The following is an 11,592-nucleotide window of genomic DNA, read 5'->3' on the forward strand; positions in this document are numbered from 1 at the left end:
TCTTTACATTTAGCAAATTGATAGTTACTATTACAATAGTGACTAAGGGGGAGGCTACTAGTATGGATTTTTATTTAGACCCATCTGTATTAATGATTTTGATTGTTTTTGGGTTTGTGGCTGCATTTATTGATTCAGTTGTAGGTGGTGGTGGATTGATCGCCTTACCAGCTTTATTATTTACAGGATTGAATCCAGCAAGTGCAGTAGCCACGAATAAATTAGCATCAACAATGGGGAGTGCAACTAGTAATATTGTGTTTTATCGTTCTGGTAATCTTGATTTGAAATCGGCTTTAAGATTATTTCCAATCACTTTCATAGGTTCCATAATAGGGGCATGGACCGTTCATTTAATGAATCCAGAAGTACTGAAGCCATTGATGCTGATCATGCTTGGCGCAGTCGCTATTTATACGATATTCAAGAAGGATTGGGGAAGTATTTCCACTCATAAAAAATTGTCTGGTCGACACGTCATTATTTTTACCTTTTTTATTTTTGTTATTGGTTTTTATGATGGATTTCTAGGTCCTGGTACAGGTTCATTTTTAATGTTTGCTCTTTTATTCATTGGGTATGATTTTTTAAAAGCAGCAGGTACGGCGAAGTTTCTTAATTTAGGAAGTAACGTTGGTGCATTGTTCATGTTTATGTATGTAGGTCAAGTAAACTATGCGTATGGATTCATAATGGGAATTGCTCAAATTGCTGGAGGAATCGCCGGATCCAGATTTGCTATAAAAAAAGGAAGCGGGTATGTTCGCGCCCTTTTCATTACCGTAACTTGTTTGTTGTTAGCGAAAAATCTGTATGACTATGTGCAGTAAGTAATCTAAGTGAAGAGAATGAAAATAATATAAACTCATATTTTTTCATATAAAATTTCATTTGTTTTATTTACATAATATCTTTACAATCATTTGATAAAATAAAGTCAACTGCGTATTGTGAGGGTGGGTGGTTATCCCTTCTTTCTATTTGGAAGGAAAGGGGGGGATAATATGGACTTTTTGTTTGACCTTGTAAAAGAGTTTGTCAAAGCGACTATATGCGAAGTTTCAGCGTATTTTTTGCGGAAGCAACTTCTAGATAAGGACAACAAAAAACCCACTCCGCGCCGTAGGAAGCAAAAGGGTGGGGTTCGCAAAAAATAATAACGTATAATAACCACTACCCTATACGGTAGCAGTTAAGGAAGAGATGTTAGCGCATCTCTTCTTTTATTATATGCCATTTTAGTGATAGCACTCTACCGAAAATATATCATATTCCTATTTGGTGGTCAATTTGATTGCATGATTGAAAAGGTGCAGTCTTATTCCTTTTCAAACTGAAAAATATCCCGGTTAATAAGTTGGTGGAGATACATATCCATTTCAGCCGCAGAAACTTTTCTTTCATTTTTAAACCACCATGCGCTTAATGAGGTGATTGCCCCTGAATAAAATTCAATGATTAAATCATTTGGCATCGTATGATTTTTGCGCAGTTGATGTAACGCTTCTATTTCTTGTTTTCTCGTTTCGTGACTTAAATACTGTGTCCGGTTAATAAATTGTTCATCAGACATTTGCGTCTCTAATATTTTACCGAGTTCTTCATGGTGTAGAAATTGTTCCATTACTTGAAATGGTTTACTTAATCGATCTGAAACGGGTATTTCAGCAATCATCTTGCTGTATCGTTTAAATCCAAAGGCTAATAAAGCATCTTTATCTTCAAAGTGTTTATAAAAGGTTGTTCGGTGTACCATCGCGCGATCACATATTTGGTTAATCGTGATGGTACTATATTTCTGTTTTGATTGCGTCATTAATTCAAATAAGGAATCCCATAGTAATTTATGTGTACGTCTAATACGTAAATCAATTTGTTTTTCATTATCGTTCATCTACAATTCTCCTTTTTTGTAGATTAAATATACAGTGGCTGAAAATTGATTCTCCCTTTTTAATCTACATATGTATATTATATTACATGTGTTTAGGTATATTTAAAGTTTTTTAAGTAAGAAACAGGAGGAGAATTTGCAAATGAATATAACAACTAAGGGCCCTGTAAGTGGCAAAGTTGATACTTCTAATTTGAAACATACCCCCATTTTAATTGCATTACTTTTAGGGGCAATGGTTGCGTTATTAAACGAAACGTTACTTGGTAATGCGTTAACAGTATTAATGAAAGAATTTGGTGTAACAGCTTCAACGATTCAATGGCTTTCTACAGCATACATGTTGGTGGTTGGGGTTTTAGTCCCAATTACAGCGTTACTTCAGCAATGGCTTACAACGAGACAGATGTTTTTGATCGCTATGGTAACGTTTTTAGCTGGTACATTAATTGCGGGATTTGCACCGACATTTTCTGTTTTATTAATTGGCCGTATCGTCCAAGCAGTAGCGACGGGGTTAATTTCACCGTTATTAATGAATACGATTTTAATTATTTGTCCGCCTGAAAAACGTGGTGCCACAATGGGATTAATCGCACTTGTGATGATGGCAGCTCCAGCAATTGGTCCTACATTATCTGGAGTAATCGTCGACTCATTAAATTGGCGCTGGTTATTCTATATCGTTATTCCTATCGTGATCATTTCAATTATGATTGGGATGAAGTACATTCAAAATGTTTCAGAGTTAACAAGACCGAAAGTAGATTATCCATCTATCCTTTTATCGACATTAGGATTTGGCGGGCTTGTATATAGCTTTAGTGCATCAGGTGATTTAGGATGGTCCGATGTGAAAGTATATGGCGCTTTAATTGTTGGGCTTATCTCATTATGTATTTTCGTCGTTCGACAATTAAAAATTGAGAATCCAATTTTAGAATTACGCGCTTTTAAAGTTCCGATGTTTACATTATCAGTTGGATTAATCGTCATTGTGATGATGTCGTTATTCTCAACGATGACTTTATTACCGATGTTCTTGCAAACAGTTTTACTCGTTACAGCTTTTAAATCAGGAATTATCATGCTTCCGGGAAGTATGATTAGCGCCATAATGGGACCAATCGCAGGTAAACTATTTGATAAATTTAGTCCGAAAGTTATTATCGTTCCTGGGATTGTTTTAGTAGGAATTGCAATGTTCTTATTTAAAGGCATTACGCCTGACACATCAATGTTACAAATTATTATTATGCACAGCGTATTAATGGTTGGACTCATTTTTGTCATGACAGCACAAACATACGGTTTAAATCAATTAACACCAGACCTATATCCGCACGGAACAGCACTGTTTAATACACTGCAGCAAGTAGCTGGCGCAATTGGTACGGCTATTTTTATTTCAAAAATGTCTTCAGGAACAGCTAGCTATATGGAAAGCTCTGCAAATCCAATGGACCCAGTAGAGAAGTTAAACGGTTTAACATCTGGGTTCCAAGGTGCATTTGCACTTGGATTAATCTTTATCGTTGTTGCTTTTATCGTATCGCTATTCTTAAAAGAAGAGAAAAAGGGAGTAAAGGTAGCAGGGGTTTTACAGAACGAAAATTAAGGTTTATATAAAAAGACATCTTTATGATTAAAGATGTCTTTTACATTTCCTCCGTAACATCATACCTTAGCAACTCTTCCTGATTATAAAACCTCTCAAAAATAAGCCCCATTACATAGAAGAATACTAGCCCAAAGCAAATATGAATGAGTGTAAAAGTAGCTCCAAATGAAGAAAATTCATACACGAGAATTGGCAATTTCGCAGTTGTCCAAACGCCTAAGAAAAATACGATGTACCGAATGCTTGCACCTTTTTTTAAGAGTAGTGCTGCGATTGGAAAGGCGATGTAGAGGGGACCAGCTGCAATGCCTCCTAATAATAGAGAAAACAAGATTCCGTACATACCTGATTTTTCACCCATATATTTCATGAGCGTTTCTTTTTTCACCCATTGATCAAGTAGCCCTACAAATAGTAAGACAGGAGGGAGGAGAAACAGCATATCTAAAATGCTATTCCCTGTTAGTTGTAATGCACTCCATCCTAAAGATTGATTTATAAAAGTTAATATAAAGAGCCCGAGTAGTAAGACGAAAAAGAAGCGATATCTTTTTAGTTCTTTCATACCATCACCATCCAAATGATATAGGAGAATAGAAGAGACATGAGCAAAGCAGCTGCATTACGTGCGTAAGCAAAGCTTCGCCCAAATATCTTTTGTTCCATCGGCATAGTTGTAATTCCTACTGACATGAATGTAGACATAAGTGCCGCAACTTGAGGTAGGCCTGCACCGTGTTGGACTAACGTATGACCAAGAGGGAACACGACAAAGCTTGGAATAAGTGCAACGGAGCCGAGTATTGCTGAATACACAATGCCGATAAACCCTGATTGCTCCCCAATAATAGAAGAAATAAAGGACGGCGTTAATATAGAAAGCGATAAGCCAACGAAAAGCATGATGGAGAGCATCGCAGGGAGAAGGTTGCGAAACATTTTCCATGACTTCATTAGAGCATCTTTCGTTTTACTGCGGTCCTTCATAAAAGAAATCCCCGTAAGAATAATGGCTAACGTGTAAAGAATCACGCCGTTAATCATGATCAGATTCCTGTAAGTCTTTATATTTACCCAGGAAAAAGGATAAGTTCTTCATTTTTTCTGCAATATCCATTTGGAAATGTGCCAATTGTTCCTTTCCAGCAGGTGTAATTTTGTACATCTTTCTCGGTTTGTCTTGATGATCTGTACTTACGTAAGATTCAATTGCACCTTCGTTTTCTAATTTTTTTAGTGTGCGATATAAAATGGCGCTATCGATTGGATTGACGGGAAGTTCTTCCTCACACTTTTGCAATAATTGCCCACCATAGTTATCGCCCTCAGCTAAAAATAATAAAAGAAATGCACCTGTATGTCTTCCTGTATGTTTCATGGTTCTTCCTCCTATAATGAATTAAAATTTATACTGTTAATGACAGTATACTGTTTTTAACAGTATATGGTGCATGAAGTGTTATGTCAATTTTAATGTTACATGTACTGAAGAAGGTGTAAGAAAACTTGTTATGAGGAAAGCGTAAATGAGAATGAAATAAAGGAAAGACAGGAGATTTAAAATGAAGCGCACAACAGAATTGGTACGGGTTTATTGGGGGTGCATTTAGGGACGCATCTCATGTAATGAGGGGAATAGCACTAATAATAAAAATGATAAGTACACAAGAAATAGAAATACTTCCTTATCTGGTGAAATTCTATCTAATTGTTTATTCTCAACGAATAGGATTCCCAAGTGCATAAGAAGGTTATGGATTGATCTAATTCAAATAAATAAAAAAGGCACCTTAGTATGCCTTTTTATTATCGCGCTATGATATGTAGTTAATCATAAACTAATAAACTTCTTCATTTCTCTCTTTGTTGGCAAATATAGTTTTTCTAACATTGAATGTTATGATTGCAAGTATAGAAATAATAATAATATTAGTAAGCTCACTGAAAAACTTATTATTTAATAACTGCGGTAAATTTCCTATCAAGATAATACAGATTGTGGCATACACTAAAAATGTTCCAATCCAAGCAATAATGTAATTAATTAATGCGGCTAGTCTAGGAAAGTTAATAACTAGATAATTTAAAACAATGTAATATAGAACACAGGAAACGATGAAAAATAAAATATCCCAAAAATAAATGGCGTATCCACTTGCTATTGTTACCGATACAGACTTATGTAATGAATAAGCAGCGAATCCTCCTAAAAATAAAAAATCAACTAAAACAGCTACGGTTCTACTCACCATTTTAGAAATTTTAACAAGGATTATTAATAAGAATAATAACAGTATAGGTAATAATAGAATCATTATTTATTCACCTCCAATTTATTTATATAAAATAATTATAACAAATATAGAAAAATTAACCATATGAATAGGGTTAATTTTTTGAATTATCAATTATATGGAGTTACCTTATTTAGGCGAAAAAATACGAAAGATTCTTATCTATCTGTTCCACATTCTACAGAAGGGAGGGGCTGTACATCCAAAAATACAAAAAAAGACACTCTCAAGAGTGCCTCCCCTTAGCAGCCGAATCCGCCGCCCCAACAGCTAGCGCCAACGATGATTAATAAAATAAACAGTACAACAAGTAAAGCGAAACCGCCGCCGAAACCGCAGCCTCCACCACAACTACCGCCATAGCCCATATTAACTCCTCCTTCCATAAAGACCATTTAATAATGGATTTAATTCACTTTATGTTTTTACGGATAATCTTGAGCAGGTCCTTTTGAAAAATAAAGGTGCTTAGATTTTAAGAGAGTTGACGACCTTATTTTTGTCACCGTTATTCCGCTGATGACATATTGTATTTTATTCTGTGTATTGGGGGAAGGAGGATCTTTATGGCTAATTCTGAAATGATTTTACGTTTACTTACAGATTTAAAGATTGAACAGCAAGCTTTAAAAGAACAGCTGGAAAAAATGCAAACAGCTGTGAATACTCTTGAAGAAAAATCATTGATTGTGGAAGAAAAACCAAAGACTATTGAAGAAAAACCAGCTGTTGCTGCTGCAAAGCAAAGAGCTCATTCTGGACACCCAACATCTTTTCGTGCTTGGAGAGCATCTGCTCAAAGGAATTCATAAAAATATAAGAAAAGAAGACATCTAGTAAGATGTCTTCTTTTGCTTGTACAATCCAAATGCGATAAGAAGGTATATATCCATATTGCTTTAAAACTAAGAAGAAAATAACGATTGTCGACTCCTATTTTAGTATAGCATGTAATAATGAAATTCCTCTATGTAATATTGCATATATATGAATTATGCAATTTTTATCGTATATATTTTAGTTGTCTGTTATTTGTTTTAATTCATTGACTTATATTATTTTTTGAGCGCCCCAGTAATGGGGCCTTTTTTTATAATTGTTTTAAAGCAAAAACCCCTCAAGTATAGTGAGAGGCTACATGACTAGATAAATGAATGATGATTAGTGTTTAATGAGCTGAAGTTCAGGATATTGCTTCTGAATTTCTTCTAAATGATTTTCGTTTATTCCTTTTAAATTTTGATCAAAGAAGCTAGTTACTAGCTTATTAATGAGTGTATAATTTGCGGCTACATCTTCGTCAGGTTCGTTAATAATAGGTGAAAATGCTGCTAAATCTGTAAAACTAGTATGGTTTGTTTTTGGAATTACCACTGTGTACACGCCCGGTTTTTCAATAGTTTTATTTCTTAAATAGACTATTTCCAATAATTCATTTTGGATTCCGGTTATCTTTTGATTCTTAGCCTCTTTCATAAAATGAATCGTAGCTTCAGCATTCATCAACATGAATGGTTTTTGAGGACCGTCTTTAGGTAGTGGATCGCCATACAATCCGCCATCCATATCAATTGCAGCTTTAATACGCGCATCCTTTACTAACATTTGTGCGGAAGTTGCTCCGCCAAAAGAGTGACCGAACATTCCGATTTTGTCATAGTTAATTAAGTTTGCGATAGTTTTAAAACTTTTATCGAAATTACCTTCTATTACTTCGTTTAAAACAAAAGTAGTATCCTGTTCCCATTTTTGAACTAGAGTATTTAAAGCCGTAGGTGTATATTCAATTGGTATAGAGTCCACACGGTTTCCGTTAGGGAAAATAGTTGTTGCTGCGTATCCTGTGAAATTAAGAGCGATTACTACATAGCCTTGACTAGCTAATTCCTCTAACTGGAATGTATTTTGTTGACCATATAATCCCATCCCATGGCCGAATAAAAGGAGGGGGAATTTTTCTTTAGCTTGAAGTGGCTTAGCATCTTGATAAGAATGTGTTTTTGTCAGCCCTAAATGTGTCGTTACGATATACGGAGCACCGTTTGTTACTGCCAATTGTTCAGCGAGAGCGTTTATGTTCTCAAAATAGGTAGAAGGGTTCCCTGATCCTTTTTCGGCAGGATAATATACTTGTATCATTAACTCACGATTTCTATGATTATTTGGTACAGTGGTTTCTTTTCGATTTTTATCAATTAAATGAAAAGCTTTCGTTCCTACTGTATATTTTCCAGTAGGCTCAGGGAGTGTTATGATCGGAAAAAGTAAAGGTAATGTAAACATTGCGATAGCAGTTACGATAATTCCTAAACCTTTTAAAACTTTCATCACTAACTTTTTAGAAACAGCTGTAGTTTTTGGTTTCAAAAAAACTTGTAATGTTAAAACGAACAATAAGAAATAGGCGGGGATCATACGCCAGTTTGCACCAATTACAATGATGGTGGCAAATAAGAATGCATAATTGATCAGTAAAATGGCTACATTTTTTTTCGTTAAACCACGTTCGATAAAAATGAGAGTGATGCTAGATAAAAGTAATACAGCAACAAAAATGATTTCTAACATTTTCAGATTTTAGCTCCTTTCCAAATCACGTTGTAATAGATTGATAATTTACAACCTTCTCAATTATATAACTATCATTGGTGATTGTATGCATGTAAGTAAGTTTAGAATGTTTTTACATGACATTTTAAAAAAAGTACTCATACGAGTACTTTTTCTTAAATGGATTATTATTTATTTTTAAACCGTTCCCCACAAATGATAAACCATACCGAAAACAAAAAATGCGAGTCCTACAAATAAAACGATTAAAGCAAGCATTCCATTTTTATTATGTTCCATACAGTTAGCTCCTTTTTAGTTATATAGAAAAAAGCCTTTAGTCGTAATTATAGCTAAAGGCTTTGATCTTCATACTGTGTATTTTATAAAAAAGTTGTACTTCTGTATGAATTTGGAATATGATTATTTAAAGAGTAGGTGATGAGTACATGCAGGAAACAAAACAATTCCCGCTTATATCTGGAAATCTCTCATTAGATTTAGTGAATACAGAGCTAGTTAGGCGTGGACAACGTTATGATTTATTAATAACGGATAAAGATGTATTAGAATGGCTACATGTAATAAAGGTTAATCTTCCTTTTTGGAATGAAAAAACACTTATAGGAATTCAAGAACGAATGGATCAAGTTACATCTAGCATATTAGAGGCAAGAGAAGTACTGAGAAAACAGTTTGAGACAATTGCTGATCAGCACGAAATTTCTAATGATTTTATTACGTATTTGGAAAAACAAATTGAGAAGGCACCATTTACATATAAAGTCATTGAACAGAGTCTAGTACCTATCCCAGTTGGAGAAGTTGAGGATGTACTTGTATCGATAATTGCATTTGATGCTTTAACCTTAGTAGCAGAAAATAAACTTATTTTCCTTAAAAGGTGTTCAAATCCCGACTGTGTTTTATTATTTATAGATAAAAGTGGGAAACGAAAATGGTGTTCTATGAAAATATGTGGGAACCGAAAAAAGGTAGCAAAATTCCAGGATCGAAAATGTGAAGAAGTTTAGGGGATCAACTTATAGCAGTTGATCTTTTTTTATGCATTTTAAAACTAACCCCTAAAATTAATGTTGATCGGTTAGTTTGTTTGAAATATAATTGTTGGTAAATAAAGGAGGAGAATGATGAATCATATAACAGCAGCTAAGCAGAAAGAGGCTCCACCAATAAGTGTACGATATTTTGCAAAAATGAAAGGGAAAGGAAGAAGTCCGTTACAAGTAAACATAAAGGACTCTTTGACGGGACTATTAGGTGGATTTTTAACAATTCTCACCTTAACATATTTAACGAGTATGACTTCTACAGAATTGTTAATGGCTCCATTTGGGGCGAGTTGTGTATTAGCGTTTGGAGTTTGGAGTGCACCGTTATCTCAGCCGCGTAATATTATTGGAGGACATTTGATTTCAACTTTCATTGGTCTATCAATATATCATTTGTTTGGGAATGAATATTGGACAATTGCTTTAGCAGTTGGGATGTCGATTGCTATTATGATGTTAACGAGAACAACGCATCCTCCAGCAGGGGCCGATCCAATTATCGTTATTTTAGGGGCATACAGTTGGAGTTATTTAGTAACACCGGTTTTAGTTGGCTCTCTTGTTATTGTAGTTATTGCTTTATTTATTAATAATATGAGTAGTAAAAGGAGCTATCCAACTTTTTGGATATAATTAATAAGGTGAAAAACAATTTGAGTAAGTATCCCGTTTTTACTATGTCTTCATTTCATATACTTTTTAGTTTACAAAGAAAAGACACCCATATAAGAGTGTCTTTTCCAATAGTTTGTTTAGCAGAAGCAAGCAGCTCCAACGATGATTAATAAAATGAATAACACAACTAATAATGCAAATCCTCCAGCAAAACCGCAGCCTCCGCCGCAACTACCACCAAATCCCATAATAGTTCCTCCTTTAATAAGAGGGGAAAACAAAGGGTCACTCGTGTTTTTTAACGGATTCTATTTACTTTATGTTTGACGCATGAATGTGAGCAAGTCCTTTTGAAAATAAAAAAGGACACATTGAGGTGCCTTCTGTCCCATGTATGTAATCAATATTCGTTAGCATAAAACTCTTTTATTAGCTTTATTTCATTTGTATCTGGGTTAAATTTAAATATTTTAATTTGATTAGATTCGTCTTTATAGGCAAATGTATTATCGCCAACTTGGGTCATATTGCTAGTGTTTAAGATAGGGTCACTATCATGATCAGTGATTTCCACAGGTTTGTCACGATCCCAAAATGCAATGACAATGATCAAGATAATAAGACATATACGTATGTTACGTAGTTCTCTTGCTAGAGGATGCTCCATATGATAGTCTCCTTTTTCATTTGCTAGATTTTGTGTATAAAAGAGATATTTTCGATGAGAATATAAATAAAAAAGACACTGTAAAAAGTGTCTTTGTTATTTGATTTATGCGCATTGCTTAATAAGACGCTAGTTCCTCAAGTTAAATATGAGTAACTATGTAGGGTGATTTCATTATAACATTTTAACCAGTAATGGGTCTATATGGAATTTTATCGATGGTTATGTTTGATTATTCAGAATGGTACATGTAGTGAAAGATATTTATTGCCTATAGTAATTGTAAAATATAACGATGTATATAACTAGTCTTGTAATGAATTTTTATTATATTTAAGATTGAAATAGAAATGAAAAAAGCACAAAGAAGGAGCTGTAGCATATGGGCGCTTGGGGAACTGGATTATTTGATGATGACACGACTTGTGATGTGAAAGATCAATTTATTGAGTATATAGAAGAGGGAAATAGTGCGGAAGAAGCAACTAAGTTCATTTTAGAAGAGTGTGTAGATGAGTTTGATATAGAGGAAGAGTTAGAAGAAATATCTTTAGTATATATTGGTCTTGCGGCAATACAATTGGAGAAAGGCTGTCTTCAAGAAGAAGTTCGTAACAAGGCAATTGCATTAATTGAACGTGGGGCTGACCTTGAGCTTTGGGAAGAAGCCGATACGGAAGATTATGAAGAGAGAAAGAGAGTTTTAGATGAATTTAAGCAACAGTTGATTAACGGTTAGTAGTTTACAACATAAAACTTATATATTGTCTAATATATAAGTTGAGGTGAGAGAAACACTTTTGCTTGTATAAAGATGTAATTGAGAAGAATAGTGAAAGTTTAGAGCTTTACGTATGAGAAGGAGACATCTTAATGGA

16 protein-coding genes are annotated in these 11,592 nt (G+C 34.3%); 7 read left to right on the forward strand and 9 right to left on the reverse strand.

Annotation, left to right across the window (positions count from 1 at the left end; genetic code table 11):
* The first annotated feature begins 62 nt into the window (after window positions 1–62).
* A complete protein-coding gene (locus EGX95_RS03685; protein ID WP_000348463.1) occupies window positions 63–830 on the forward strand; it encodes a TSUP family transporter in 768 nt (255 codons plus the stop codon).
* Between the two features lie 174 nt (window positions 831–1,004).
* Window positions 1,005–1,157, forward strand: coding sequence for a hypothetical protein (locus EGX95_RS30185; protein ID WP_000346669.1), 153 nt, complete (start codon window positions 1,005–1,007; stop codon window positions 1,155–1,157).
* A 161-nt stretch (window positions 1,158–1,318) separates the two neighbouring features.
* Here the strand turns inward: EGX95_RS30185 and EGX95_RS03690 are convergent, their stop codons facing one another.
* Window positions 1,319–1,894, reverse strand: coding sequence for a TetR/AcrR family transcriptional regulator (locus tag EGX95_RS03690; RefSeq protein ID WP_000999278.1), 576 nt, complete (start codon window positions 1,892–1,894; stop codon window positions 1,319–1,321).
* 142 nt (window positions 1,895–2,036) lie between these two features.
* On the opposite strand from EGX95_RS03690, the gene EGX95_RS03695 reads away from it, so the two are divergent.
* On the forward strand, window positions 2,037–3,512 hold the full coding sequence (locus EGX95_RS03695; protein ID WP_123805451.1) for an MDR family MFS transporter: 1,476 nt from the start codon (window positions 2,037–2,039) through the stop codon (window positions 3,510–3,512).
* 40 nt (window positions 3,513–3,552) lie between these two features.
* Here the strand turns inward: EGX95_RS03695 and EGX95_RS03700 are convergent, their stop codons facing one another.
* From EGX95_RS03700 to EGX95_RS03720, 5 genes are all read right to left on the reverse strand, one after another.
* Complete coding sequence (locus EGX95_RS03700; protein ID WP_000661321.1) at window positions 3,553–4,080, reverse strand: permease; 528 nt, start codon at window positions 4,078–4,080, stop codon at window positions 3,553–3,555.
* Window positions 4,077–4,559 (reverse strand): hypothetical protein, encoded by a 483-nt coding sequence (locus EGX95_RS03705; RefSeq protein ID WP_000607002.1) that lies wholly within the window; start codon window positions 4,557–4,559, stop codon window positions 4,077–4,079. Before EGX95_RS03705 ends, EGX95_RS03700 begins: the two co-directional genes overlap by 4 nt.
* A complete protein-coding gene (locus tag EGX95_RS03710; RefSeq protein ID WP_000683192.1) occupies window positions 4,552–4,893 on the reverse strand; it encodes a PadR family transcriptional regulator in 342 nt (113 codons plus the stop codon). The genes EGX95_RS03705 and EGX95_RS03710 overlap by 8 nt, the downstream gene beginning before the upstream one ends.
* A gap of 460 nt (window positions 4,894–5,353) precedes the next feature.
* Window positions 5,354–5,830, reverse strand: coding sequence for a hypothetical protein (locus EGX95_RS03715; RefSeq protein ID WP_000601992.1), 477 nt, complete (start codon window positions 5,828–5,830; stop codon window positions 5,354–5,356).
* Window positions 5,831–6,051: 221 nt separating this feature from the next.
* Window positions 6,052–6,177: a YjcZ family sporulation protein gene (locus tag EGX95_RS03720; protein WP_000540377.1), complete on the reverse strand. Its 126-nt coding sequence runs from the start codon at window positions 6,175–6,177 to the stop codon at window positions 6,052–6,054.
* Between the two features lie 198 nt (window positions 6,178–6,375).
* On the opposite strand from EGX95_RS03720, the gene EGX95_RS03725 reads away from it, so the two are divergent.
* Window positions 6,376–6,621: a hypothetical protein gene (locus tag EGX95_RS03725; RefSeq protein ID WP_000013680.1), complete on the forward strand. Its 246-nt coding sequence runs from the start codon at window positions 6,376–6,378 to the stop codon at window positions 6,619–6,621.
* 349 nt (window positions 6,622–6,970) lie between these two features.
* Here the strand turns inward: EGX95_RS03725 and EGX95_RS03735 are convergent, their stop codons facing one another.
* Window positions 6,971–8,377: an alpha/beta hydrolase family protein gene (locus EGX95_RS03735; protein WP_000889705.1), complete on the reverse strand. Its 1,407-nt coding sequence runs from the start codon at window positions 8,375–8,377 to the stop codon at window positions 6,971–6,973.
* A 431-nt stretch (window positions 8,378–8,808) separates the two neighbouring features.
* Between EGX95_RS03735 and EGX95_RS03740 the strand changes: the two genes are divergently transcribed.
* Both EGX95_RS03740 and EGX95_RS03745 read left to right on the forward strand, forming a co-directional pair.
* Window positions 8,809–9,393, forward strand: a complete 585-nt coding sequence (locus tag EGX95_RS03740) for a CGNR zinc finger domain-containing protein (RefSeq protein ID WP_001158443.1) — start codon at window positions 8,809–8,811, stop codon at window positions 9,391–9,393.
* A 117-nt stretch (window positions 9,394–9,510) separates the two neighbouring features.
* Window positions 9,511–10,065, forward strand: coding sequence for an HPP family protein (locus EGX95_RS03745; RefSeq protein ID WP_001015681.1), 555 nt, complete (start codon window positions 9,511–9,513; stop codon window positions 10,063–10,065).
* A 119-nt stretch (window positions 10,066–10,184) separates the two neighbouring features.
* On the opposite strand, the gene EGX95_RS03750 is transcribed toward EGX95_RS03745, so the two are convergent.
* Together EGX95_RS03750 and EGX95_RS03755 are read right to left on the reverse strand one after the other, a co-directional pair.
* Window positions 10,185–10,295, reverse strand: a complete 111-nt coding sequence (locus EGX95_RS03750; RefSeq protein WP_000505679.1) for a YjcZ family sporulation protein — start codon at window positions 10,293–10,295, stop codon at window positions 10,185–10,187.
* Between the two features lie 152 nt (window positions 10,296–10,447).
* Complete coding sequence (locus tag EGX95_RS03755; RefSeq protein ID WP_000400945.1) at window positions 10,448–10,714, reverse strand: YmzC family protein; 267 nt, start codon at window positions 10,712–10,714, stop codon at window positions 10,448–10,450.
* Between the two features lie 382 nt (window positions 10,715–11,096).
* Here EGX95_RS03755 and EGX95_RS03760 point away from each other — a divergent pair, with 382 nt between their 5' ends.
* On the forward strand, window positions 11,097–11,453 hold the full coding sequence (locus tag EGX95_RS03760) for a MarR family transcriptional regulator (protein ID WP_123805453.1): 357 nt from the start codon (window positions 11,097–11,099) through the stop codon (window positions 11,451–11,453).
* Window positions 11,454–11,592 lie beyond the last annotated feature (139 nt).

The organism is Bacillus sp. FDAARGOS_527 (assembly GCF_003812125.1).
GTDB lineage: Bacteria > Bacillota > Bacilli > Bacillales > Bacillaceae_G > Bacillus_A > Bacillus_A paranthracis.

Excerpts from the sequence above, each read along its gene's own strand:
- EGX95_RS30185 (WP_000346669.1), top strand. The coding sequence starts at position 1,005 with ATGGACTTTTTGTTTGACCTTGTAAAAGAGTTTGTCAAAGCGACTATA.
- EGX95_RS03685 (WP_000348463.1), top strand. The coding sequence starts at position 63 with ATGGATTTTTATTTAGACCCATCTGTATTAATGATTTTGATTGTTTTT.
- EGX95_RS03740 (WP_001158443.1), top strand. The coding sequence starts at position 8,809 with ATGCAGGAAACAAAACAATTCCCGCTTATATCTGGAAATCTCTCATTA.
- EGX95_RS03715 (WP_000601992.1), bottom strand. The coding sequence starts at position 5,830 with ATGATTCTATTATTACCTATACTGTTATTATTCTTATTAATAATCCTT.
- EGX95_RS03705 (WP_000607002.1), bottom strand. The coding sequence starts at position 4,559 with ATGATTAACGGCGTGATTCTTTACACGTTAGCCATTATTCTTACGGGG.
- EGX95_RS03720 (WP_000540377.1), bottom strand. The coding sequence starts at position 6,177 with ATGGGCTATGGCGGTAGTTGTGGTGGAGGCTGCGGTTTCGGCGGCGGT.
- EGX95_RS03700 (WP_000661321.1), bottom strand. The coding sequence starts at position 4,080 with ATGAAAGAACTAAAAAGATATCGCTTCTTTTTCGTCTTACTACTCGGG.
- EGX95_RS03750 (WP_000505679.1), bottom strand. The coding sequence starts at position 10,295 with ATGGGATTTGGTGGTAGTTGCGGCGGAGGCTGCGGTTTTGCTGGAGGA.
- EGX95_RS03710 (WP_000683192.1), bottom strand. The coding sequence starts at position 4,893 with ATGAAACATACAGGAAGACATACAGGTGCATTTCTTTTATTATTTTTA.
- EGX95_RS03745 (WP_001015681.1), top strand. The coding sequence starts at position 9,511 with ATGAATCATATAACAGCAGCTAAGCAGAAAGAGGCTCCACCAATAAGT.
- EGX95_RS03735 (WP_000889705.1), bottom strand. The coding sequence starts at position 8,377 with ATGTTAGAAATCATTTTTGTTGCTGTATTACTTTTATCTAGCATCACT.
- EGX95_RS03725 (WP_000013680.1), top strand. The coding sequence starts at position 6,376 with ATGGCTAATTCTGAAATGATTTTACGTTTACTTACAGATTTAAAGATT.
- EGX95_RS03755 (WP_000400945.1), bottom strand. The coding sequence starts at position 10,714 with ATGGAGCATCCTCTAGCAAGAGAACTACGTAACATACGTATATGTCTT.
- EGX95_RS03690 (WP_000999278.1), bottom strand. The coding sequence starts at position 1,894 with ATGAACGATAATGAAAAACAAATTGATTTACGTATTAGACGTACACAT.
- EGX95_RS03695 (WP_123805451.1), top strand. The coding sequence starts at position 2,037 with ATGAATATAACAACTAAGGGCCCTGTAAGTGGCAAAGTTGATACTTCT.
- EGX95_RS03760 (WP_123805453.1), top strand. The coding sequence starts at position 11,097 with ATGGGCGCTTGGGGAACTGGATTATTTGATGATGACACGACTTGTGAT.